The organism is Undibacterium sp. Ji49W (assembly GCF_049340205.1).
Classification (GTDB): Bacteria; Pseudomonadota; Gammaproteobacteria; order Burkholderiales; family Burkholderiaceae_D; genus Undibacterium.
Genome location: NZ_JBMPOW010000018.1, coordinates 46,411 through 69,799, shown reverse-complemented (window position 1 = coordinate 69,799; position 23,389 = coordinate 46,411). Strand labels below are relative to the sequence as shown.

At 53.2% G+C, this 23,389-nt stretch carries 18 protein-coding genes; 5 read left to right on the top strand and 13 right to left on the bottom strand.

Going from position 1 to position 23,389, the window contains the following annotated elements:
- Positions 1 to 58: 58 nt before the first annotated feature.
- A complete protein-coding gene (locus tag ACO0LK_RS20845) occupies positions 59 to 961 on the bottom strand; it encodes a LysR family transcriptional regulator (RefSeq protein ID WP_422978439.1) in 903 nt (300 codons plus the stop codon).
- Positions 962 to 1,100: 139 nt separating this feature from the next.
- Here ACO0LK_RS20845 and ACO0LK_RS20840 point away from each other — a divergent pair, with 139 nt between their 5' ends.
- Both ACO0LK_RS20840 and ACO0LK_RS20835 read left to right on the top strand, forming a co-directional pair.
- The gene (locus ACO0LK_RS20840; RefSeq protein ID WP_422978437.1) at positions 1,101 to 2,111 is read left to right on the top strand and encodes a zinc-binding alcohol dehydrogenase family protein; all 1,011 of its coding nucleotides are present in this window, start codon (positions 1,101 to 1,103) and stop codon (positions 2,109 to 2,111) included.
- Positions 2,112 to 2,252: 141 nt separating this feature from the next.
- The gene (locus tag ACO0LK_RS20835) at positions 2,253 to 2,696 is read left to right on the top strand and encodes a GlcG/HbpS family heme-binding protein (RefSeq protein ID WP_422978435.1); all 444 of its coding nucleotides are present in this window, start codon (positions 2,253 to 2,255) and stop codon (positions 2,694 to 2,696) included.
- A gap of 40 nt (positions 2,697 to 2,736) precedes the next feature.
- Here the strand turns inward: ACO0LK_RS20835 and ACO0LK_RS20830 are convergent, their stop codons facing one another.
- The 3 genes from ACO0LK_RS20830 to ACO0LK_RS20820 form a co-directional block, all read right to left on the bottom strand.
- Positions 2,737 to 3,621 (bottom strand): DUF2306 domain-containing protein, encoded by an 885-nt coding sequence (locus ACO0LK_RS20830; protein WP_422978433.1) that lies wholly within the window; start codon positions 3,619 to 3,621, stop codon positions 2,737 to 2,739.
- Positions 3,622 to 3,807: 186 nt separating this feature from the next.
- A complete protein-coding gene (locus tag ACO0LK_RS20825; RefSeq protein WP_422978431.1) occupies positions 3,808 to 4,578 on the bottom strand; it encodes a LytR/AlgR family response regulator transcription factor in 771 nt (256 codons plus the stop codon).
- Complete coding sequence (locus ACO0LK_RS20820) at positions 4,575 to 5,651, bottom strand: sensor histidine kinase (protein ID WP_422978429.1); 1,077 nt, start codon at positions 5,649 to 5,651, stop codon at positions 4,575 to 4,577. Before ACO0LK_RS20820 ends, ACO0LK_RS20825 begins: the two co-directional genes overlap by 4 nt.
- Positions 5,652 to 5,923: 272 nt before the next feature.
- Here ACO0LK_RS20820 and ACO0LK_RS20815 point away from each other — a divergent pair, with 272 nt between their 5' ends.
- Positions 5,924 to 6,655, top strand: a complete 732-nt coding sequence (locus tag ACO0LK_RS20815; protein WP_422978427.1) for a substrate-binding periplasmic protein — start codon at positions 5,924 to 5,926, stop codon at positions 6,653 to 6,655.
- A gap of 22 nt (positions 6,656 to 6,677) precedes the next feature.
- Here ACO0LK_RS20815 and ACO0LK_RS20810 read toward each other — a convergent pair whose 3' ends face one another.
- The 6 genes from ACO0LK_RS20810 to ACO0LK_RS20785 all read right to left on the bottom strand — a co-directional run bounded on the left by ACO0LK_RS20810 (position 6,678) and on the right by ACO0LK_RS20785 (position 16,542).
- Positions 6,678 to 7,100 carry a cupin domain-containing protein gene (locus ACO0LK_RS20810; protein ID WP_422978425.1) on the bottom strand — a complete coding sequence of 141 codons (423 nt, stop codon included), beginning with the start codon at positions 7,098 to 7,100 and terminating at the stop codon, positions 6,678 to 6,680.
- Positions 7,101 to 7,267: 167 nt separating this feature from the next.
- Positions 7,268 to 8,584 carry an MFS transporter gene (locus tag ACO0LK_RS20805; RefSeq protein WP_422978423.1) on the bottom strand — a complete coding sequence of 439 codons (1,317 nt, stop codon included), beginning with the start codon at positions 8,582 to 8,584 and terminating at the stop codon, positions 7,268 to 7,270.
- A gap of 494 nt (positions 8,585 to 9,078) precedes the next feature.
- Positions 9,079 to 9,915, bottom strand: coding sequence for an HDOD domain-containing protein (locus ACO0LK_RS20800; RefSeq protein ID WP_186947560.1), 837 nt, complete (start codon positions 9,913 to 9,915; stop codon positions 9,079 to 9,081).
- Between the two features lie 564 nt (positions 9,916 to 10,479).
- Positions 10,480 to 11,793 (bottom strand): hypothetical protein, encoded by a 1,314-nt coding sequence (locus ACO0LK_RS20795; protein ID WP_422978421.1) that lies wholly within the window; start codon positions 11,791 to 11,793, stop codon positions 10,480 to 10,482.
- Positions 11,794 to 12,121: 328 nt separating this feature from the next.
- Entirely contained in the window at positions 12,122 to 13,990 is a 1,869-nt protein-coding gene (locus ACO0LK_RS20790; protein WP_422978419.1) for a phytase, read from the bottom strand.
- A gap of 14 nt (positions 13,991 to 14,004) precedes the next feature.
- Positions 14,005 to 16,542 carry a TonB-dependent receptor gene (locus tag ACO0LK_RS20785; RefSeq protein ID WP_422978417.1) on the bottom strand — a complete coding sequence of 846 codons (2,538 nt, stop codon included), beginning with the start codon at positions 16,540 to 16,542 and terminating at the stop codon, positions 14,005 to 14,007.
- Positions 16,543 to 17,036: 494 nt separating this feature from the next.
- Here ACO0LK_RS20785 and ACO0LK_RS20780 point away from each other — a divergent pair, with 494 nt between their 5' ends.
- Complete coding sequence (locus ACO0LK_RS20780; protein WP_422978415.1) at positions 17,037 to 18,053, top strand: GGDEF domain-containing protein; 1,017 nt, start codon at positions 17,037 to 17,039, stop codon at positions 18,051 to 18,053.
- A complete protein-coding gene (locus ACO0LK_RS20775) occupies positions 18,053 to 19,096 on the top strand; it encodes an AraC family transcriptional regulator ligand-binding domain-containing protein (RefSeq protein WP_422978413.1) in 1,044 nt (347 codons plus the stop codon). The genes ACO0LK_RS20780 and ACO0LK_RS20775 overlap by 1 nt, the downstream gene beginning before the upstream one ends.
- A gap of 18 nt (positions 19,097 to 19,114) precedes the next feature.
- Here the strand turns inward: ACO0LK_RS20775 and ACO0LK_RS20770 are convergent, their stop codons facing one another.
- The 3 genes from ACO0LK_RS20770 to ACO0LK_RS20760 form a co-directional block, all read right to left on the bottom strand.
- Positions 19,115 to 19,426 carry a hypothetical protein gene (locus ACO0LK_RS20770; RefSeq protein ID WP_422978411.1) on the bottom strand — a complete coding sequence of 104 codons (312 nt, stop codon included), beginning with the start codon at positions 19,424 to 19,426 and terminating at the stop codon, positions 19,115 to 19,117.
- 782 nt (positions 19,427 to 20,208) lie between these two features.
- The gene (locus ACO0LK_RS20765) at positions 20,209 to 20,502 is read right to left on the bottom strand and encodes a hypothetical protein (RefSeq protein ID WP_422978409.1); all 294 of its coding nucleotides are present in this window, start codon (positions 20,500 to 20,502) and stop codon (positions 20,209 to 20,211) included.
- Between the two features lie 195 nt (positions 20,503 to 20,697).
- A complete protein-coding gene (locus tag ACO0LK_RS20760; RefSeq protein WP_422978407.1) occupies positions 20,698 to 23,385 on the bottom strand; it encodes a prolyl oligopeptidase family serine peptidase in 2,688 nt (895 codons plus the stop codon).
- Between the last annotated feature and the right edge of the window lie 4 nt (positions 23,386 to 23,389).

Below are 23,389 nucleotides of genomic sequence, written 5' to 3'. Positions count from 1 at the left end.
GGATCAATAGAGCGTTGAAGTGGCGTGCTGAAGTGGATTGTTGAAGCCTGAATTTGCGTCAGCGTAGTACCACTGAAAATTTCTCAGCTAAAAAATCTACCAGCGCCCGTACCCGGTTCGGTATGAAACGACCACTGGGCAACAGCGCATGCAGTGGATAGGGATCTGTCTCCCAATCTGTCAGCAAGGGCACCAGGCTGCCGTCTTGCAGTTCTGTCCTGACATCGATCAATGACTTGAAAATGATGCCGGCACCGGCGACTGCCCACATGCGTGCCAGCGAGGCGTCGTCAACACTGCGGTCGCCGCTTACACGTACTTCTTTCCATTTTCCCTGCTGGGCAAAGCGCCAGGTTTTGTGCAGGCGGCCATTGCGCTCGAAAATCAGACAGTTGTGTTGCGTCAGGTCTTGCGGGCTTGTGGGGGCAGGGTGGCGTGCCAGATAAGATGGTGCAGCGCATAGTAGCGGACGGTTTTGGCACAGCAGGCGTGCCACCAGACGTGAATCTGTCAGGGTGCCATAGCGCAGCGCCACATCGACTTCATCCCGCACGACATCCAGCGGTCTGTCACCCACATTCAGTGCCAGTTGAACACCTGGGTGCAGGGCCAGAAATTCATCCAGCCAGGGCATCAGGGTCGTGCGCGTCAGGTCGGACGGGGCAGCGACCCGTATGGTGCCGACCAGGGCGGTGCGGGCCTCTGATACCTGCGATTCGCCTTCATCGAGTAAATCAAACGCCCTTTGCGCATAGTCGAGCAGGATTTGCCCCTGGGCGGTGATGCGCAGGGCGCGGGTTGAGCGTTCAAACAGACGTGTACCCAACTGGGTTTCCAGCCGTTTCATGGCGGCGCTGGCGGCTGCCGGGGTCATGCCCAGTACACCGGCTGCGCCAGACAATGAGCCACAGCGCGCGGTCTGCACGAGTACATGCAGGTCACTTATATTTTCAATTTTCATTTGAAAGTGATAGTTATTTATCGGGCTTATCAATTTATGCTTCAGATTCTACAATGCCTGCACTGATCTGGAAATGATTCTGGATGCTATTCAAACTATTCAAACTATTTAAGCTATTTAAAATATTTAAGGACTCAACATGAAAGCCATTGCTTACCGTCATTCATTACCCATCGATAACAGCGCATCCCTGGAAGATGTGGAATTGCCGACACCAGTACTGGAAGCACGCGACCTGCTGGTGCGTGTAAATGCCATTTCCGTCAACCCTGTCGATACCAAGGTCAGGGCAGGCAGTCCGCCTGCTGAAGGTCAACTGAAAGTACTGGGCTGGGATGCAGTTGGTGTGGTCGAGGCTGTTGGCCCGGACGTCATTCATTTCGGCGTTGGTGACCGTGTGTATTACGCCGGCGCCATCAATCGACCCGGTGCGAATAGCGAATTGCATGCGGTGGATGAGCGCATCGTCGCCAAAGCACCAGCCAGCCTGGATGATGCGCAGGCTGCGGCCTTGCCACTGACCAGCATTACGGCGTATGAACTGTTGTTTGATCGTTTGGGTGTACCCAAGAATGGTGGTGCCGGGCAGACGCTGCTGATCGTTGGTGGTGCCGGTGGTGTCGGTTCCATACTGATACAACTGGCGCGTCAGTTGACGCAGTTGCGGGTGATTGCCACGGCGTCCCGCCCTGGCACACGGCAGTGGTGCCTGGATCTTGGCGCGCATGCGGTCATTGATCATTCAAAGCCGCTGAGCGAAGAACTCCAGACGCTGGGTATTGATGGCGTGGATATCGTCGCCAGCCTGACGCAGACGCCGCAACATTATGCACAGATCATCGCCAGCCTCAAGCCGCAAGGCCGCCTGGGTGTGATCGATGATATGGCAACACTGAATCTGATGCAGTTGAAATTCAAATCGATTTCCCTGCACTGGGAACTGATGTTCACCCGTTCAATGTTCCAGACGCCGGACATGGATGAACAGGGCAAGTTGCTGGCCGAAGTGGCCGCACTGGTCGATGCCGGTAAGGTTCGCACAACAGTCAACGCCAATTTTGGCAACATCAATGCCGCCAATCTGCGCAAGGCGCATGCCCTGATAGAAAGCGGCAAGGCACAGGGCAAGATTGTGTTGCAGGGCTTTTGATGTCCGGTATGTTGCCATACCTATCCTGAATTTTTTGCTAACTTGTGGCTAACTTATTGTCACCTTGTGGTCACCTTGTGGTCACCTTATGGGCACAAGCTGGCACATGTATTTTCATCATTTACCAGAAAGAATTACACCATGCCTGATTCGCAAATCACTAAATCATTTTCCGCAGCCAGTATCACACAGGAGGCTGCCAGCGCATTGATAGTTGCCGCCAGTACCGCCGCCAGAGATATCGGTATCGATGTGACGATAGCCGTTACCGATAATGCCGGGCATCTGAAGGCCTTTGAGCGTGCTGATAGCGCGGCTTTCCTGACGGTGGACGTGGCCATAGACAAGGCCTGGACAGCAGCGTCCTTTGGTTTGCCTACACATACCTGGACCGCAATCATCAGCAATGATGTCGTGGCCCAACTCGCTCACAGGCCGCGCCTGGTTGCTGTTGGTGGCGGTTGCCCCATTATCGACAATGGCAAAGTGATCGGTGGCATAGGCATATCCGGCGGGAATGCGCTGCAAGATCAGCAGGCCGCTGAAATTGCCTTGCGGGCACTGGGTTTTGAGATAAAAGCCTGAGACTGACCTATCCATGTGCCGGGCCGATCTGCGGCAAGTGTCAAAGATGCGGCCGCCACATACCCATGAAAGCGACGGCAATGCCTATGCCGCTTGCCACGCTCAGCACCAGCAATCCGCCTGCCATGCTGTAGCGGGCAAGGTTGCTCTTGCTGTCCTGGCTGCGCAGGTACAGTTCCAGCACCAGCAGGGGGATTAGTGAATTCGCAAACGACAAAAAGCTCAGGAATGGACCTTCAAAAGTCTTGGGATTAAAACCGGCCGGACCCTGGTTGACCGCTATCCAGAACATCAGGCCTATCCGAAAGAACCAGACGCCGTTGGCCAGCAAGAACAGGCGCAGCGCCCAGCGCCGGTGCAGTGAAAACTTGCGTGCCAGTGCATGACGCAAGGCCATGCCTGCACAGAATAGTATCAGCAAGGCATTCAGACTGACACCCAGATGCTGCACAAAGTCACCCACGCCATCACGAAACCACACCATGTAAAGGCCACTGCTTGCAGCGACGACCAGGCTGCCCAGATAGATGCGGCCGTTCCAGCGATGGAAGACCGGTGCACGTGCACGTAGCTGCGGTATCAGTTGCAGTATGCCAGCCAGGGTGATGCAGGCCGCCAGAAAAATATGCGTAATGATGGCGGCATTGCCGATGTTGTCGCCTTTGATGTAACCATGCGGCAGTACCTTGCTCCATGCCGCCAGGTCACCCCGCAAGGCAGATGCGACGTAGAAGCCGAGGATGTAATAGACGAATAATAGCTGGCCTATTATCGCAACGGAAAACCATAGTCTTGCCGCATAGTTCAGGGCCATGCTGGCAGGTTTTTTCAGCGCACGTGACAGCGTATGTGGCGGGGTATTCTTGTTGGCCGGTTCATGCATGCTGGCTGGATCAGGTATGGTGTCTATGCTGCCTGTGCTCATGGGATAGCTCCTTGATTGATTGCTGAGGTTGTATCTGGTTGTGTCTGGTTGTGTCCGGTTGCGTCTGGTTATGTACAGGCGTGAAGGTGCCTGCAAAGTCTGGTTTGCTTTTTGCGTGTCCGATGTTCGTAAAGATTGCAGTTGACTGTTTTGGTCGGCTACAGCTTGAGCCTGCTTCTGCGGTGCTTACATCTGTCTGAACAGATGCAGGTAGCTGCGGCTCACGGGCAGGACTTCGGGGCGGCCGCGTAGTTGCAATTCGGCGGTTTCATTCATGCCGCGTGTCACTCCGGCGACATAGTGCAGGTTGACGATGACGGAGCGGTGGGTTTGTGCAAAACGATCCGGGTCCAGTTCGTCACTGAGTTCACGTATGCTTTTGCGTATCAGGGCATCGCCACCATCCCAGGCGACCAGGGTGTATTTGTCGTCAGCGCGCAGAAAGGCGACCTGTTCTACCGGGATCAGGCGCACGCTGTTGCCGACTGATGCCTTGATCCATTGCAGATGATGTCGTGGTGGATTGCGCTGACGCAAATCATTTGCCATGCGGTCCAGCAGGGCATCATAACTGGTGCCGGTATCAACAGGTTGTGTCAACCTTTGCTGCAAGCGTGTAATGGTGTCGGCCAGGCGTACTTCGTTGATAGGTTTGACCAGGTAATCCACGGCACCCTGTTCAAACGCCTGTACGGCATATTGCTCAAAGGCGGTAAAGAAGACGATATGTGCCCGGCGCGCAATCGAGCGCGCTGCCTCTATGCCATTCAGGCCTGGCATGTGGACATCCAGAAAAACAATCTGCGGCAGATGGATATCGAACAATTCCACTGCTTCGCTGCCATTACGTGCCTCCGCAACGATGTGCAGTTCTGGCCACAGGCGGCTCAGGTGTGAATGCAAGTGCTCGCGCAGCAAGGGTTCGTCGTCTGCGATCAGTGCGGTGATCTGGCTCATGCAGTCTTCTCCGGTTTAAAAATCAATTCCACGCGCAGGCCATGCGGCAGTTGCTCATGCAAATCCAGACGTGCATCGCTGCCGTAACAGGCTTGCAGGCGGTTGCGTACATTCGCCAGTCCGGTGCCGGGCTGGGCGGTTTCTGCCATGCCCACGCCGGTGTCGCTGACCCACAGGGTGACCAGGCCGCTAGCGGTATCTTGTTTGCCGCCGACTTCTATACGCCCGCCTTCAGTGCTGGGGTCTATGCCGTGGCGTACGGCGTTTTCTACCAGCGTTAGCAAGGCCATGGCTGGGAAGCGCAGGTCTTTCAATTCTGGTGCAAGCGCAAGTTCAAACTGCAGCCGGTCCGGCATGCGCATGTGCATGATTTCCAGGTAGGCACCCAGCAATTGCATTTCGTTTTCCAGCGTCGCATCGGCATCATTCAGGCGCGGCATGGCGGCGCGCAGATAGGCGATCAGATGGCGCAAGACCGGTGCCGCATTGTCCGAACCGGATTCAACCAGGGCCTGTACATTGGCCAGGGTATTGAACAGGAAATGCGGCTCTATCTGCGCCTGTAGCAGACGCAGGCGGGCATCCAACACTTCTCGTTCGAGGGCGTTCTTCTCCAGCTCCAGTTGCAGGCGGTCTGCACGTTCACGTTGCTTGTCTTCGCGTTTGATGGCAGCGACGGCGACCAGTGGGCCAAAAAACAGTGCAAAAATCGTGCTGGTGGCAAAACCGGACAAGAGGTTATTCGCCTTGATGAAATTCATAAAATTACCTGCTATCGCCACATAGGCCGCCAGGCTGGCAAACGGTGCCAGCAGGCAGACCGCCGCTACCCGCACCAGCCAGCGTGGTACCCAGTGTGGTAGCCATTGCAAACGCCAGGTACCTGAGACGCTAAAGGCCAGCAGCATCACCATTGCGATGAAAGTCGTGCGCCTGAGCACCAGCCAGAATGGCGACTGGAAGACAGGCGTCGTTATCCAGGCTATCAACAGACTGATCATGAAGACCACGACGATTTGCCGGGGGCCTGGCAGTGCAGGCCAGCGTGGAGAGGATGTATGAGCGGTTTTCATGAAGCCAAGATAGCCGTTGCCGGAAATTTCGACAAGTCATCCCGCCTGTCTATGCGATGGATGACGGTTTTTAGGGGTTGAATGACGGTCAGCCTTGAGGTAGGCATTTGAACCAGGCATTGAGCCAGGCATTGAACCAGGCACACATCTTAACCATCGTTTGCAAATTTGATTCTGTTACTGCAAGTATTCTGTAATATTTCTACATTACACTGAACAGCGTAGTGATATTCCAGATATGTTGCTGGAAAAAATCAAAGAATGAGGACGCAATGATCAGGAAATGGATGTTTGCAGTGTCGGTGCTGATGGCATCGCCAGCAATGGCAGACACCTTTCGCATTGCCTATTATGAAGGTGGTGATGCACCTTTTGTCCTGGTGGGCCCCAAAGGGCCTGGCGGTATCTTTCCCGACCTGATGGCTGCCATCGTCCGCCTGAGTGGCGACAAGCTGGATCAGCAATACCTGCCCATGCGCCGTTTGCTGAAGTCTTTTGAAGATGGCCAACTGGATATTGAAGTGGGGGCCAATCCCAAGTGGCGTGCTAATTCAACGGTGCCGGGTGTCTACAGCATGGCTTTTGGCCTGCCCAAAGCCGTGCTATGTTTCCGACCGGGCGAAGTCCCTAAAAAGCAGGCAGTCAGCGATTTTTATGGACAGAAGATCGGCGTGATTTCTGGCTATTCTTATCCTGAATTTGAAGCAGCCTTTGCAACTGAGCAGATACAGCGCGCAGACATTTTCAATTCTCCCAATCTGTTGCTGACCCTGAAAGCCAAGCGCTTTGACCAGATCATCATCAGCAGCTACGTCCGGCAATACTGGACTAAAGTCGATGCCAAGCGCTATGCCTGCGATGAAGGCCGCATGATCGACGAAAGCGAAATGATGCTGCGCATACATCCATCCCGTGCAGCTGCGCTACCCAGGCTGAATGCTGCCATCGCCACGCTGAAAAAAAGTGGTGAACTGGATGCCATATTCAGGCGCTATACCAATTAAGCCAATTAAGCTCTCTTTGATTTTAATACGATGCTGCCGGTGCTGAGGCTGGTGAAGCCAAGGGTTTGCCTTTGTCCAGCACATATACGCCGACCAGCTTGATCGTTGTGTTGCCGTGATTTTTTGCGCTATGAACCGTACCGCCAGGTACGACAAAACCTTCACCAGCTTTGATCTTGCGCGGAGTTTGGTTGGCGACCAGTAACTCTATTTCACCGTCCATCACATAACTGATTTCGTCACCCGGATGAGTGTGCCAGTCAACCTTGCCACCAGCAGCTACATCAATGCGGGTAAGGTAATCTTCTTTTCCGGGAATGGATGAATCTGCCTGGGTAATCGGGGTACGGGTCACACCGATGTTTTGCGCCAGCAGGCCTGCGCTGACCAGCAGGATGCCGATGGCACCGGCGTAGTGCCATGATTTCTTTGTCGTAGATTGCAAGATAGGTCTCCGGTGCGGGTTGGCATGCGTCATTACGCATGGTGTCCATTGCACGCCCATTTGCTGAGTGCGTCAAGTATTATTTTTTAATTAACTTTTGATTGCTCACGGGCAAAAGAAATGGCGCAAGTTTTACGTTGCGCCATGGAACTGTTTCCGTGCATTTTTTAAGCGTCGGCAGTCTTGCCCAAACCTTCGGTTGCGCCTGATTTGCTGGCACCCGGTGGAACGTCGCCATACGACACGAAGCGTGTCATGATCAATACCGGAATGGCACTGAGCATGACCCAGATAAAGAAGTTCTTGTAGCCCAGTGATACCTGTATATCACCACTGATGGTCTTGAACAATACGAAGCCCAGTTGCATGACACCCGTGCCCAGCGCATAGTGGGCAGTCTGGTATTTACCGGGGGCCACCACCTGCATGATGAACAGGATCAGACCAACGAAGCCAAAGCCATAGCCAAACATCTCGAATGCCAGTGCTGTGGTGATGACGGCCATGCTTTCCGGCAGGCTGCTGCTCAAAAAGAAGAAGGCCAGGTTAGGGGTATTCATCGCCAGTATCAGCCACGGCAGTGCACGCTTCAAACCCAGCCATGATGCAAAATAACCGCCGAGTATGCTGCCACCCAAAAATGCTACCGTGCCGGCAACGCCATACGCCGTGCCCACCTGGTCAGTCGTCAGGCCCAGGCCGCCCAGATTTTTTGCTTCGCGCAAGAACAGCGGGCCTATGGTTTGTATTTGCCCTTCCGCAGCGCGGAACAGGATAATGAAAACGATGGCGAGCCAGATACCAGGCTTTTTAAAGAATTCAACAATCACGTCCTGCAAGGTCACAAAAATGCTATGCATGGAAGCTTTGGTTTCTGTATCTTTAGTACCGGGCAGTGACCAGCTGTTATACAAACCCAGGCTGAACAGGAGCACACCCATAATGGCAAAAATGATGGTCCAGGCCTGTGCCGGTGCCAGGGTTTTTTCCAGATAGCCAGCCAGATACACCAGGGGGCCAAGGGTAATAAATTTTGCTGCATTGAAAAACGCCCCTTGCCAGCCGGCATAGCTGGCTTGCTGGGTGTTGCTGAGGCTGGCCATGTATAAACCGTCGGCTGCAATGTCATGCGTTGCTGACGCGATTGCCACCACGCCAAGCAGGGCAATACTGATGGCAAAATAGGCCGGTAATTGCAAAGACAGTGCCAGCAGGCCCAGCGCAGCACCACCTATCATCTGAAACAGGACCACCAGCATTTTCTTGCTGCCTGCGGCTTCCAGGAAAGGGCTCCACAAAGACTTGAATACCCAGGCCAGCCCCACCAGACCCGTCCAGTGGGCGATCTGGTCATTCGGCACGCCCATGCTTTTGTACATCAGGCCAGCGATCAGGGCGACGGCATAAAACGGCATGCCGGATGCCAGGTACAGGCTGGGTACCCATCGCATGGGGTGCTGGGGCAGGTCTTTTTCTGTGCTCATGATGGGTGTCTCTGCTGAATGATGTTTTCTGAAAACGTTTCTGGCTGCCTTCTTGCAGCGTGCAGCCACAACATACTAGGCACAAAAAAACTGGTCAACTGGTTTTATACTTATAATGCCACTTAAGTGCCAGTGAACGAATAGTAACAGTGCATCCGCATGCTTTTCGTATGGAAAATGGGCACGCTTTTGCAGACTTGTTGCTTTCACAGACAGGTCATGAAGATATGTGGTTTCTTGACAGCGCGGTCAATACCACTTTGTTTTATTTTTGCACTGGTATTGTCGCAAGTGTTTTGCCGGTCCAAGCGTTTTCCACCCTAAGGCCAGTAGACAAAGGGAAATTGGTATTTTTAGACTGGTCTTGAAGCAGCACCGGGATGCATTTCATTGCGGATACAGATGATAAGCGCTGCAATGACGCTGCAAATGAAAAAAGCGTCAGCAAACCGGAAGTTGCTGACGCTCGATCGCTACAGATCGCAAAAAGGTTTTTACAACATCAGCGCTGCGGTCAGGGAATCGATCTGTTCTTCCGAATCAGACATCACATCCTGAAAGTTGCCGTCTTCAAATTCAAAATTGATGCGACGTGAAAAGCGTGCGATCTTGTCACCCTCATTGTTATGCAGGGGGGACAGTACCGGTGCGATGTCGTTTGCCAGAATCAGGGTGTCACCCAGGGATTCCGGCGGGAAGGCGCAAACGCCGTGCCACAGGGCTTCGACAGCCTGCATGACACTTTCGGGTATGCCCAGCCTGCGCATGATGCCGCGACCGATCAGGCGTTCGCCATATTCTATCCAGGTAGCTGGTTCACCATCGAGCAGACCAGGGAATTCTTCTGCGCGTGAAATCAGGTAAAAGCCGCCGACTTCATGCACGATACCGGCAAAAATCGCGGTTTCAGGATCAACCTTGGTAACCTGCTTGGCAATCACCTGCGCCAGTGAGGAAACATGGGCCGAGTGTTCCCACAACTGTGCTGCTTTTGCCTTCAGTGCCGGGTCTTTGACCTGGCTGTTCAACTGTCGCACGATGACGGATGCCAGCATGGCTTTCAGCGTACGAAAACCCAGGCGATTCACTGCCAGGCGCACGTTGGTGACTTCATTGCCGGAACGGTTGTAGGCAACAGAATTGGCCAGCGCTACGGTACGGGCTGACAACAAAGGGTCTGCTGCGATCATTTTGGCTGCTGCGTCAACATGGCAGTCCGGGTCATCCAGCGCCTTTTGCAGGCGCAGTGATGAATCAACGCTGGTCGGGAAGACCAGATCACCCCGGTTAACCTCGGCGGCAATGGTTTTAAATATTTCCAGCTTGTCCATGAATATCTCCCAATATTGATATGGTGATTCCTCTATGGGCTTGTAGGGGTTGAAGCCAGCAACACCCGACATTCTGTTCAAGCCACAGCATACTGATCAAGACCTATCCAAAACCACCCAACTACGTTGCAACGCCAGCCGACTATTTGTACTGTCTTCTCGGCACCTTGGGGGGAGCAATTTTGCGTAAGTCCTGCTTGTGTATCTGTTATGAGTTTTAAGAAGTTGCCGTACGGAATCATCTGCAATCTGTATCTTAGCCAAAAAATTCTCAAAAGCAACTTCTAATTTAACTTTTTTTAATAATTCAGCCAAGAGCGTATTACAAAGCCAAGATTGGATAGAAATCCTTGTCAGCCTGCTATTTGATTAGTACCAGTTTAGCAGGCGATGCACTTAAATCTAGTTGTTTTTGCAATTTATTCCAGATCACACAGGCGCAATTATACCCTCCGGCCCCATACAGACATTGTGAACAAGGATTAACTGAAAACCTTTTCAAGACCATGCATACGCAACTTCAAAACAAAGGCAGAACCCGTCAAATGCGGGCTCTGCATTCATTTAGTCTTCAAGATACGTGACATTGATATCCAGCGTAATGAATAGCCGGGGATAATCATCCCGTTTCACCACGACATGGAAGACGCCCGATTTTTGTGGTGCGGTGTACAGGCCTGTTGGTGTGATGGTACCGCCATCGGCTTCGACTACGCTCCAGGTCACCGGTTGCTTTATGTTGGCGAGGTAGGTGACGTTAGGCGGGTAATTATTGTCTGCCCTTAATCCTATGCTGGCACCTGGCATCAGCGTGATCAGGCGGCCAGGCACACTTAACACCGGTACGAAATCGGGTGAGTTGTTGTCCACCACCACCGTGGCATTCACTGCGACGGTAGGATAATCCTCCCTTTGTGCCTGCACATGATAGGTGCCGGCTTTGGTCGGGGCACTGTATTCACCGTTTAGGGTGATGCTGCCGCCATCGGGTTCCAGCACGACCCATTTCACGGGCTGGCGTATATAGTTGACGTTCGGCGGGTAATTCATCTCTGCACTGAAATTCAGTTTGCCACCAGGGGGCAATAAAACCGCACCGGGAGTGATATTGATTTTCGGCGCATTGACCCAGATGCCGGGCCCGCTGCATGGCAGGGGCAAGCCATTCAGGCCCGTCAGCACGCAGCCTGGCTGACCCAGGGTGACGATGTCCTTGCTGGTCGCAGCCTTGGTCAGCATGAGCAGGAAAGGGTCAAACAATTTGCCATCCATGTTCAGCTTCAGATTGTCCAAAGCCTTGTCTTGCGCATCGCCAGTGCCTGCACTGCCGGGTACGGCTGCCTTCAGTGGCGTGGTGAAAAAATCGTCGATCTTGCTGGTATCGGCCATCATGCTGATTGCCTGCGTGATCTCGATCTGGGCCGCCTTGCTGCTGTTGACAGTAACTGTTCTGGCAATGGCATCGGCATCAGGAGTGGTGAACACCGTGCTCATGCTGGTGCGCATCAATCTGGTGGATAACATTTCTGTCAAAGGCGTGAGGTTGATGACACCGCCATTGATGCTGATGGCATGCAGTTTTCTGCTGTCGGCAGCATTGGTGACTTCCAGCACGCAAGGCAGGGTTGCCGCTGTGCTGTTGCCGGTGCTGACAGTCATCTCAAAACTGCCGTCGGCAGCGGTTTTTGCCGTGCCGTTGCCAGCGCGACATTTGGCGCTGACGGTGGCACCCGAAATGGCCATGCCGGTTGCCGCCGTGCCACGCAAAGCCAGACTGGCACCAGGTGTGCTGGTGCCAGCACCGACACTGCCATTGCCGCCACATGCCGCCAGCATCGCTGCTATGGCGCACAGGCCAAGTACATAGTGAGGTTTCATTGTTTTCCCGCTTTCTGTGATGAATTGACATCATCATAGAAGCTAGCGGGAAAAAAATACCGCCCAAAATGTCTGCAAATTGTCATCAATTTGTAGCGCTGGGTTTGTACCCCTGATACACGCTCTCGTGCCCATCACTGAGCCCATCACTGAGCCCATCACTGAGCACATCAATGAGCCCATCACTGAGCCCATCACTGAGCCCATCACTGAGCACATCAATGAGCCCATCACTGAGCCCATCACTGAGCCCATCACTGAGCACATCACTGAGCCCATCACTGAGCACGTCATTGTGCACGTCACTGAGCACGGGAGCAGATGGGTTTTATTGCAGTTTGAACGCCCTTGCGATGGCGGTCCATGGAATGTATTTGAAGTTTTGTGTGCCATCCGGCAGACGCTTGTAGCCATCCTGCACTACCAGCATGCCTTTGCTAAATTCGCCACCAAAGTTGACTGCACTGACATCCAGGCCATCTGTTTCTGAGGTGCCATCAATACCCTTGGCCAGGTTCATGCCTATGCGGAACTTGCCGCGCAGGCGATAGGGGGCTTGTGCTTCCAGCACCAGATAGCTGCTGTCACCCTGGCTCGATACCAGCAGGTAATTTGCCTGTTCACCAAAGTAAATGGCTAGCCCTTCGACGTCGGCGACCAGTTGCTTGCCCACGGGCATGACCATCTGCAAATCGGCAGCTTGATCCGCTTTGGCCGAAGTAACCCAGATGCCACGCTTTTCTTCACCCATGAACAGACGGTCAGTCTTGTCATCAGCCACACAGCCCTCAGGCTGGCTGCCCAGTTTGAAGCTGCGCACCAGGCCGCTGCTGAAACCCTGTTCATTGTGCGTAATGCGAAACTGCTGGTATGTGCCATCCTTGTCGTTCACAAAAGCTTCCAGGCCACCGCTACGTGGCTGGTACAGGCAAAAGCCATAAATCTTGTCCAGCGTGGTCGGAAAGCGTGCCGCCTCGGCCACGTCACCCTGGGCATTGATGACATACAGCACCAGGCTGTTTTCATCACGCTGGGTAGCCATGGCAATATCAAAACGCTGCTGGCCCCATAGTATGTTCTGGCGCACATCAACATTGTTCAGCCTGCCACTTTCAAGCAACTGGGTTTGCTTGCCCTGCATGTCATACACCAGCAAACCCTGTTTCTTGTTGGTGCCAAGCACACGGGAAAGTCTGGCATCATGCGGATGCACCCAGATGGCCGGATCATCAGCGGCATCGCCATGACGGGCGACGGTGTCGGTTTGTACTATCGGTTCGATAACAGCCACTTCCGTGTTTGACCGGGCTGCCGGCTTCCAGTTTGCGCTATTGGCGCGCCAGGTTTTTGCCTTTTCATCCTGCAACAGAATGTCCAGTTTGCCGGACGTTCCATGTACTGACCGTGCATACACATGGGCCGCGCTGTATGGCAGGTTCAGCACCTGCACCGACTGGAAATGATGTTCATCCTTTTGACTGAACAGATGCAGGGTTTTGCCGCTGGCATCGAGTACTGCCACGCCACCGGGCAAGGCACTGATGGCGCTGGCACCACCGTGCAGTTTCCCGAATGGTGCGGGCATGGCGACAGGATTCAGTTTGGCTGCGGTTTCTGCTTCTGCCGTAAATGCCCATACACCACTTTCCGGCACGCTCAGGTACAGGGTCTGGTTCAGGTCATCAACGCGGCAATGCTTGCTATGTGGTGGCAGTGCCAGCTTGCGCACCAGTTGTGCACTGCCATTATGCATGACCCATTGCTCACTCAAGCCCTCTTTACCGATCAGGAAGACATGATCCAGCTGTTGCGCGTCGCGATACAGACAAAGGCTTTCCAGTGAAAAATCCGGCGATGCCATCGTGGTTTGCAAACGCAGTTGCCCCGTTTTTACATCCACTACATAGGCATAGGTTTTTTGCGTATCCGCATCCGTCAATACCGACAACATGCCATCCGCATGTGGACGCGCATCCAGGTGTTTTGCCCGCATACTGACTTTGTTGCGTTCTTTACCGCTGGCGTCCAGCAGACGCAGACCCTGCTTGTCAAGCATGAGCCAGCCACCATCGGGTAGCGCCACGATTTCCTGGGCTCGACCAACGGCAGCCGGTGGCAGGGTTGTTGCGGCTGTGGATGTTCCGCAAGACAAAGCTGTCATTAATGCCAGACTGGATAATAGATATTTTGTTTTCATCGTTTTTCTTAGCATCAGAATGCACTGGCTTTTAGGCTGATTTTATAAGTGCGCCCATATTGTTCATACTGCGCGTTGTATTGATGTGAACCTTGGTAGACGTAGTATTTTTCATTGTTCAGATTTGCTGCTTCAAAGATCAGCTGGAAATTTTTATTGATTTGATAGGCTAGTGAAAAATCGATCTGCTTTTGGGTATCAACGATGCGGTCCTGATCGGCACGCAAAATATCCGTGCCCAGTTCCAGCAGGTAAGCTGATTTGTAATTGACAGCCAGACGGGTACTGACCGGGCCATGTTCATAACCCAGCATCAAGTTCATGACGCGATCAGACTGACCGGGCAGATTGATGGAGCGGCTGCGGAACTTGCCGAGCGCCGTATCAAAACGCGCAATGTCAGCGTTGGAACGGGTGAAGCTGGCATTGGCACCGACCAGCAGATATTTCCATGGAGCTGGCAACATGCGCAGTGGCTGTGAATAAGACAGTTCTATACCCTTGACGTTGCCGGTATCGCCATTTGCATAGGAAACGGCGCTGGTATAGCCTTTCCATGCATCAGAGCCGGCCAGATTGGTGGTGTAGGTGAAGTTCTTGATTTCTTTGTTGAACAGATAGACAGAAACACTGCCGTCATGGCTAAGGATTTTTTCGATGCCCAGATCCAGATTGCTGGCTTTCAAGGGTTTCAGATCCGGATTGCCTATGGTGGCTTCTGTCGTGCTGGTCAGATTGATACCGGGTGCCAACTGACTGAAGTTGGCACGGACTACCGCATTGGTCCAGGCAGCGCGCACGCTGGTTTTCTGGTCCAGGTCATAGCGCAGGTGCAGCGAAGGCAGCCAGTCAGAATAACTGCGCTGACGGTTGATGGCCTGCAGGCTGGTGCCGCCAGTGACTTGTGTGCCGGCAGCATCAAACTGTGTGCGCTCTACACGTGCACCTGCCAGTATGTGCAAGGCATCCATGTCAAAACTGTTTTGCAGATAGGCAGCGTCAATGTTTTCATTGATCTTGTAATCATTGATGGCAGATTCCAGCACCAGACGGGCCGCATTTCTGTCCAGCCCGGCCACGCGGGCGCGTATCAGGTCAGCGCTGATGGCCGTGCCTATAGTGCCCAGCGGATAATCGAGCGACTGGTTTTGCACAAAGGCTGTCATAGAGGTAGAGCCCGGCCCCCAGTAATTGCCGCTGGTAGTCTTGCTGCTGTTATATGTCCATTGATTGGTGTCGTTGGTTTTCTCACGACGGCTGGTCTTGGCACCAAATTTCAGATTCGATTCAAACTGGTCGAAATGGAATTTGCGGGCCAGATCAAATTTCAGATGCTGTTCAGTGTCCTTGGAAAAGCGCTGTTGCAGGCTGATGGCATTCAGACTGTAATTCGCCGGATCGTAGAGGCTGGCAGGACCGATGATCTTGGGAACTTCACCATTGGTAAAACCGACGCCCGCAAAATTGGCATTGCCGCGGAAGCGGCCATCGTTCAAGGCTTCTGGCGTGTCTTCGCTGGCGCGGCTGGAACCTGCTGCCAGATCCAGTTTCCAGTCCTGAAATTTTTGCTCAGTACCCAGCACGACAGAGCTGATGACCTGGGTATATTTACGCTGGCGAATGCGGCGTTCGGCCCTGGCCGTGCTTGTTGCACCTTCGGCCAGTGTGCCGCTGGCAAAGCTGCCTATGGTGAGACGGTCGCGGACTTCATCATCGCTGAAGTCACTCAAAAAACCATGCATGAAATAGGATTGCGCAGAGTTGGGTTTGTAATCAAGATTCAAGGCATAAGCGTGGCGTTCACGTACAGGCAGGTAATCGCGCAATTCAAAACTACCCAGTTTGCCATTGTCCCAGGCACCGCCGGTTTCCACATTGTCGGAACCAAACTTGCGTTTTTCAGCACTGATGCCAGCAGCAATACCCAGCTTGCCATCAGCAAATCGGTCTGCCCACAAGACACTGGCGTTCGGGCTGGTTTTACCGGTTACCTGGTCATAACTGGCACCGGTATTGAGTGTCAGAATTTTGCCTGGCAAGTCAAACGCGGTCAGGCTCTTGACTTCCACGGCACCGCCAAGTGAACTGGCATCCTGCTCCGGACGCAGGGTCTTGGTCACTTCCAGAGAACGTATCATCCCGGCCGGCAATACATCCAGTGCTACTGCACGGCGACTGGCTTCGGGGGAAGGCACCACGGCACCATTGATGGTCACAGCATTGAGATCAGCACCCAGGCCACGTACAACTATATAGCGTCCTTCACCCTGATCGCGCTGGACCGCGATGCCAGGCAGGCGTGCCAGCGCTTCTGCGGCATTTTTATCTGGCAAGCCACCGATATCGTCGCTGCTGATTACGCTGACGATGTTGTCGGCTTTTTCCTGCATTTCCAGTGCCTTGCGCAAGCTGGCACGCTGACCGCTGATGACGACACTGCCAGCATTGCTGACAGTCACATTCGGCCCTTGTGCATGCGCATTCAGCATGGCTGAAATGCCCAGCATCATGATGGAGAGTTGAGGAACAGATTTTTTCTTCAGAGTTTTCATGGATAAGGTTTCCGCAAATAGTGAATGGCAAAAGAGTGGGCGGATTCTAGGGGGCGTATATGTCGCTTCTGTGACAGGCTGGAGCAGGATTTTCTGTATCGCGAAAATACTGGAATGAATGACGGGAATATGAGCTGAAATGACTTTCTTCAGCCTGGGTAGTTATTTTTTTAAAACCAAAAATCTCACCACAGAGACACAGAGGCACAGAGGCACAGAGAAAGACAAGGAGAAAAGAACGTGGAATTGGAAGACGTAAGTTTCCTTAATCTTGCTAATCGATCTTATTGCCCTTCCTCTTGCTTTTCTCTGTGTCTCTGTGCCTCTGTGTTGAGAGGTCTTCTGTTTTTTTAATCTGGGCAGATTAATAAAAACTGAGCCGTTTGCACCCCCGTTGTTTTTCATCCATAAGCCGCGCAAGAAAACACCCATGTCATCGTCCTGTCATGGACTTCCATTAGTCTCGCGCGACCTGACCTTTGGATGTGAATGCAATGCTTAAAAATTCCATGTTGCGCCTGCATAGAAACTTCATCATCACTGCCTGTGTTGCCTTGATCGCCTTTATTTTTCTGTACGCCTATATGGGTACACCCAAGCCCTTCATTAAATGGAAGTGGATGGATATCGTTGGTGAAGGCGGTACCTCGTTGATGTCTGGCCTGTGGCTACTGATCATGCTCAGCAGCCGCCCCAAGGGCCTGGTGACGCGCCTGTTTGCGTTTGGTCTGGCAGCCATCATGCTGGGGTCATGGGCAGATTGTCTGGACGAGTTTTTTGCTATTCCCAAGGAAGATGTCTGGGACAACTGGCTGGAATCCATGCTGGTATTCGCCGGCATGCTGATCGTCACTGCCGGCATGTATTACTGGCGCGAAGAACAGTTCACGCTGAATGAACATCTGCAAAAGCGCGAACGCCTGTTTCGCGATCACCGCGCATTTGACCGGGTGACCCAGCTCAGCAATGCCGATTATTTGCGTCTGCAAATCAAGCTCGAACTGGACAGCCATCCCGGTGTGCCCTGTGCATTGGTGCTGCTGGACATAGACCAGTTCCATCTCATCAACCGTCAGTATGGCCAGCATGAAGGCGACCGCGTCTTGCAGGCAGTCAGTCATATGCTCTTGCTGAACTTGCATAATGACGATGTACTGTGTCGTTATGCAGGTGACAGGTTTGCCCTGGTCTTGCATGACACCAGCCTGGAAGACGCGCAGGCTTTGGCCATACACCTGTGCGATATGGTCAGACAGATGCGTTATTGCGCAAAAGAGGCAACGCTGGAAATCAGTATGCGGCATGCCTGCACCATGGCAGATGATGCGCCGGATGCCTTGCTGAGCAAGTTGAGCCGTGCAGTGGAAGCGAGTGCAACGGTAGACACTATTGCCACGGTCACCGCAGCCAACATAGCCAATACAGCCGACATAGCCAACATAGTCACCTCAGCTCCCACAGTCACTGCACCACCCGGCCTGCCAACGCCATTGGCAACGGGAGCACTCTAATGCGCTTCCATCAGGCTGCGGATATCTGCCTGCCGGGTGAATACCATGCGGCGCAGATACTGGCCTATACGCGTAGCCGCGAGCTCGATGACAATCTCATCCTGCGTGGCAGTGGGCTGGATGCCAATCGCATCACGCAGGGGCAATGCCGCATCAGTCCTTTGCAATATCTGCAATTGCTGGACAACGCACTACAAGCCTTGCGCAGTGCGGACAGCAGTTTCATGCTGGGCCAGCAAATGTTGCCCGGGCATTTCGGTAGCGTCAGCCATGCCTTGTTGCAGACGCAGAATCTGCGACAGGCTCTGGAGATATTATGTACCCACTCCAGCCGTCTGTGTCCCTTGCTGCGACCCAGGTTTAGCGAAGGGCAGGATGTCTCGGTCTTCTATTGGATGGATAGCTATGGCGCACCCAGCCTTCGTCCAGCCATCGTCGAAATGCATATGACAGCCGTGGTTGCCATGTGCCGCTGGCTGAGCGGTATGCGGCTGCCTTGGCGTTTCTGTTTCAACCGCAGCGCTGCACGGCATACCGAGCAACATGAAGTACACCTGGGTAGTGAGCTGCGTTTCAATTGCCATCTCGATGCCATGCTGATCGCCACAGAATACCTGGATCTGCCCTGGCCACGTGGAAATGCGCTGGCTGCGACACTTGCCTGCCAACAGGCGCAGCAAGAAGCCTTGTTGGCCGACGAGACGCCGAGCCTGCTTAATGCTGTCTATGATTATCTGCTGACGCATATACGCTGCACCCCCAGCCTGGAACAACTGGCGGCAGCATTCGCCGTCAGCCCGGCCAGCATGAAGCGCTACCTCGCCAAACAGGGCACACATTTTCAGGCCGAACTGGATCAGGTCCGCACCCATGTCGCCCTGTATTTATTCCAGAGCCGCCGCTATGACAACGAAGCCGTTGCCATGCACCTGGGTTTTCATGATGCGAATAATTTCCGGCGTTCTTTCAAGCGCTGGACAGGGTTGACGCCAAGTATTTTGCGAGACGGATTGGTGGCCGATTTGTTGGCGTTAGGGCGTTAAACCTGCGCCCTGTGTTGCTTATCGTTTTTCAGTATGTTGTTCAACATAAATAGTCTGAGCCGGCCTGCTTTTCGGTTTCGCTCTGGCTTGATTCTGGCCCATGCTCATCAAGACCACGGCCAGCAACAGTTTCAGCAGCACAAAGACGATAAACAAGGTAATGATCAGCGGGATGATGGCGATCAGCAAGGCGATGCCTACGCAGACCATCAGTACTTTGGGCAAAGGCGTACGCAACAGGCGTTCGCCGACTTTTTGTCCTATCTGACGAAATTCCTGTGCTACTTGTCTAAAAACAGAATACAGGTATTGGCGGGCGCTACTTTTCATGAGGGACTCCTGAGATGGTGCTTGCTTGCTATGAAGCGGTGTTGCCATTATCAGTAGACTGCCGCGAATAGTCTACGGTAATTTTCAAGAGAAATTGCCGATAACTGATGCTGATAGCGCAAGTACAAATAGAACTCATTTCATAAATAGGGGTGAGATGCGTTTGCCTCATAACGTGGGCTGGCAAGACGGACGAGGCAGTCAATAGCGGGTCTATTGACAACGAGTCCAACGCAGTCCAGCACGCGTTATGAGGCAAACCCTCCGGGAGCGGGCGATTCGGGCGCATTGCTGTGTTGCGCCGCTTGCCAAGGCACCAGCCTTGGCTACGCGACGCGCCTTGCACTGCATCCCGAATCGCCTTGCTCGCACTCATCCCTATTTATGAAATGAGTTCTAGTTATTGCGTGAGCCTGGATTCATAAAACTTGAGTGACTGTGTAAATTGCAGGCAGGTTTTATGCGTGCGTCTGTCTGCCAGTCTGCGTTTGTCTATGTCATCCATTTTCTTCCATACCTCAACCATGGCTAGAACTCATTTCATAAATAGGGGTGAGATGCGTTTGCCTCATAACGTGGGCTGGCAAGGCGGACGAGGCAGTCAATAGCGGGTCTATTGACAACGAGTCCAACGCAGTCCAGCACGCGGTATGAGGCAAACCCTTCGGGAACTGACGATTTGGGCGCATTGCAGCGTTGTGCTGCTTGCTAAGGCACCAGCCTTAGCAGCGCATCACGCCTTGCACTGCATCCCAAATCGTCTTGTTCGCACTCATCCCTATTTATGAAATGAGTTCTAGTCTGACTTCCGGTTTTGACAAACCCTTGTCTGTCATGAGGTGCTGCTCGATGGTGTTGATGGTTCTTTTGAGTACAGGGTCATTCTGGCGCTGCCATTTTTTCAGCGCAGGCAGAGCCTGGATGTTGAGTTTGTTTTCGCAGTAATCACCCTCATTGGAAGCTGCCTGAAAAAATATCAGATTATTGTAGGCTTCATTGACTGTCATCGCATCGACCTTGCCATGCAGACCGGCTACCATCAGTAATCCGATGACTGATATATGAGTTAGTTTCATGTTTGAACAGTCGGCATGGGGAGTGGGTACAGCACGCATTATCTGAAATTGGGCAAATTTTATCTACGGTAATCTTTGCACAACATTACCACTGCCGTCTTCGTCGCCTTTCATAGTACGCGGACAGAAAAAAAGCGGCTGAATATATCACTCAGCCGCTTCTTCACTTACCCATTTATTTACCCAGCTACTTACTTATTTAGCCTTGCCCAGATGTTGCAGGAAGAAGGCTTCATATTTCTTGTGCAAAGCCTTGGGTTTGACTGTGCCACCCAGGCCATGTTCGCCGTCCGGATCAAGGAACAGGTCAACCAGGGTTTCCTTGCCGTTTTCCAGCAGGGCGCGATAGACATTGACGGTGTCCTGGTAGAGTACATTTGGATCTTGCATGCCGTGTACCAGCATCAGTGGTTTTTTCAGGCCGGCTGTCAAAGGCAGCAGGGAGTATTTGCGCAGGTTAGGCTTGCTGCGTTCGGTCTTGCCTATGGTGCGACCGCTGTACCAGCTATTGTAGTTTTCCCATTCTGTCGGGCCGGCGCCGGCGATACCGGCAGCGAAGGTGTCAGGGCTGGTGTACATCGCGTACTGGGTCTGGAAGCCGCCAAAGCTCCAGCCTGTCAGACCTATGCGTTTACCGTCGACGCCCAGGTTCTTTTGCATGTATTTCGCCAGGTCTTCCAGGTCTTCGGTCTGCGGTTTGCCCACCTGTTCCCAGTTGGCGTCGCTGAACTTGCGGCCATAATTGGAATGACCGCGCGGGTCCACAGCCACGGTCACATAACCGTGTTTGGCTGCCATGTACATGCCGAACATATAGGCGGTTTGCTGGAAGCTGTCGGTTTCGACGATATGCCTGTCATTCAGCGGGCCGCCATAGGTGTAGACGATGGCAGGGCGGTGGTCGGATGAACTGAGCCCGGCCGGTTTGAAGACATAGGCCTGTATCTTGTCGCCATGGCGATTGGTGAAGCTGAAACGTTCAGGGCGTTGCAGGTCTATCGCGTTCCATTGCGGGTCATGGCTTTGTGTCAGTGTGGTGGACTTGGCTTTGCTGATGTCCACCAGTTTCAATTCAGGACGGCTGGCCCATTGCCCTGCCATGCTGGCCAGCTTGTCGCCGCTGTCGGTGACGGTGCTGGTACGGTGGAAATCACCGGTCTGGCCGACGGCCTTCATGTCGCCTGTTGCCAGATCAACCTTGTAAGCATTCATGGCTGCAAAATCATCCTTGTTGGCAAGTACAAACATGGATTTGCTGTCTGCGCTGAAACCGATAATATTGTGCGCTTCGAAATCGCCCTTCAATACCGGCCTGGCGCTGCCATTGCTGACATCAATCACATACGGCTGGCGATAACCCTGGTCATCCAGTACGGCGATCAATTGCTGGCTGTCGGGTGTAAAGCGGGGGGCCAGTACGTTGACAACTTCATGGCCGACATTGCCGCGTCTTTCCAGTACCATTTGTGGTTTAACGCCTTCTTCTGCCTTGCCGACATAGATGCGCAGCAAGTCTTTTTCGCGTTCCCAGGTAGAGAAGGTGTAGCGGCTGCCATCCTTGGCCCAACTGACCGGGCTCATTTCAAACCAGACGTCGCCACCATCATTGGTGAAGACGGGTTGTGGCTGACGTGCAGAGGCATCACCCACGCGGCGTATGTACAGTGCGGTTGCCGGTATCTTGCGTTTGTCATCCGACACTTCGCGCGGTACTTTTTTTGCCGTGGCGAAGCGTTCGCTGTAGTTCATGATTTCGACCTGGCGTTCAGACGGTGGTGCCGGTTTGCCGTTTTCTGGTTTTGCATCCGGTGCTTCAGCAGAAATGGCCATCCATTGCTTGTCTTCGCTCAGCACGGTATTGGCGATGCGGTATTTTTTGTCGGCATCGTCAGGGTGTATCAGTTCACGATTCAACTGGCGGATGGCGCTCTTGTCAAAGCTGGCGTTGTACAGGCGTTTTTCATCCATGTAGATATAGCCATTGTCATCTGCCTGATAAGCGACGATGCGTTCTGGTTTGTCGGTCTGGGTCAGGCGTTCTATCTTGCCGTCAGCCGCGTTCAGGCGGAACAGGTCGCCACGGTACTGGAAGATCAGTTCATTCTTTTTATTTGCCCAGACCAGGGCATCGACGCCAGGGTAGAGGTCAGTGGGTTTGAGCTTTTCTTTTTCGAGTTTCTTTTTCAGTTCGTCACGCAGTTCCCAGACTTCTTTTACCTTGTTGTCGTCTTTCTTTTCATCCTTCTTTTCGTCTTTCTTGTCGCCGTCGGCTTTGGCTACGCTGGCGGTACCGGTTTTAGCTGCTGCCGCAGCCGCTTTTTCCCTTGCGGCTTCGGCATCGGTTTCTGCTTTTTTAGCGGCGTCTTTGGCTTTTTTCTCAGCCAGTTCACGCTTGACCTCTTCCAGCGCGGCTTCTTCCCACTGCATCAGGTTAACTTTTTCACCACGCAGATAAGCGGCCTGGGCTTCGGCTTTGGCCTGGCGTTCGGCTTCTTCTTTTTCTTTTTGTGCGGCTTTTTTGTCGAAGCGTTCCCAGTCTTCTGGCGCATCGTAGGTTTTCATCAGGGCGGGTGAGGTAATGCGTTTGGTTTCACCGGTCTGGGTGTCATGCACATATAAATCAAAACCATTTTCACCGAAAGGATTCCAGGTGTAGGCCAGGTAACGGCCATCCTTACTGAACTGAATCACGCGCGCTGGCTGGCCTGCATAGCCTTTGGCGCGGTATACCTGCTCCAGCGTCAGGTCGGCTGGCTTGATTTTGGCAACATTGGCAACAGCGGATACTGCCGGTGCAGCCTGTGCCGTTTCTTGCGGCAACAGCAGACTGGCCGCGCCGCTGAAAGCAAGCGCAATACTGACAGTGAGAATTTTCGGAGACATAGTA

Bases quoted from the DNA above. Each gene is read 5' to 3' on its own strand.
- ACO0LK_RS20845 (WP_422978439.1), bottom strand. From the start codon at position 961: ATGAAAATTGAAAATATAAGTGACCTGCATGTACTCGTGCAGACCGCG.
- ACO0LK_RS20765 (WP_422978409.1), bottom strand. From the start codon at position 20,502: ATGAAACTAACTCATATATCAGTCATCGGATTACTGATGGTAGCCGGT.
- ACO0LK_RS20815 (WP_422978427.1), top strand. From the start codon at position 5,924: ATGATCAGGAAATGGATGTTTGCAGTGTCGGTGCTGATGGCATCGCCA.
- ACO0LK_RS20805 (WP_422978423.1), bottom strand. From the start codon at position 8,584: ATGAGCACAGAAAAAGACCTGCCCCAGCACCCCATGCGATGGGTACCC.
- ACO0LK_RS20800 (WP_186947560.1), bottom strand. From the start codon at position 9,915: ATGGACAAGCTGGAAATATTTAAAACCATTGCCGCCGAGGTTAACCGG.
- ACO0LK_RS20825 (WP_422978431.1), bottom strand. From the start codon at position 4,578: ATGAGCCAGATCACCGCACTGATCGCAGACGACGAACCCTTGCTGCGC.
- ACO0LK_RS20760 (WP_422978407.1), bottom strand. From the start codon at position 23,385: ATGTCTCCGAAAATTCTCACTGTCAGTATTGCGCTTGCTTTCAGCGGC.
- ACO0LK_RS20820 (WP_422978429.1), bottom strand. From the start codon at position 5,651: ATGAAAACCGCTCATACATCCTCTCCACGCTGGCCTGCACTGCCAGGC.
- ACO0LK_RS20780 (WP_422978415.1), top strand. From the start codon at position 17,037: ATGCTTAAAAATTCCATGTTGCGCCTGCATAGAAACTTCATCATCACT.
- ACO0LK_RS20770 (WP_422978411.1), bottom strand. From the start codon at position 19,426: ATGAAAAGTAGCGCCCGCCAATACCTGTATTCTGTTTTTAGACAAGTA.
- ACO0LK_RS20785 (WP_422978417.1), bottom strand. From the start codon at position 16,542: ATGAAAACTCTGAAGAAAAAATCTGTTCCTCAACTCTCCATCATGATG.
- ACO0LK_RS20775 (WP_422978413.1), top strand. From the start codon at position 18,053: ATGCGCTTCCATCAGGCTGCGGATATCTGCCTGCCGGGTGAATACCAT.
- ACO0LK_RS20790 (WP_422978419.1), bottom strand. From the start codon at position 13,990: ATGAAAACAAAATATCTATTATCCAGTCTGGCATTAATGACAGCTTTG.
- ACO0LK_RS20840 (WP_422978437.1), top strand. From the start codon at position 1,101: ATGAAAGCCATTGCTTACCGTCATTCATTACCCATCGATAACAGCGCA.
- ACO0LK_RS20830 (WP_422978433.1), bottom strand. From the start codon at position 3,621: ATGAGCACAGGCAGCATAGACACCATACCTGATCCAGCCAGCATGCAT.
- ACO0LK_RS20835 (WP_422978435.1), top strand. From the start codon at position 2,253: ATGCCTGATTCGCAAATCACTAAATCATTTTCCGCAGCCAGTATCACA.
- ACO0LK_RS20795 (WP_422978421.1), bottom strand. From the start codon at position 11,793: ATGAAACCTCACTATGTACTTGGCCTGTGCGCCATAGCAGCGATGCTG.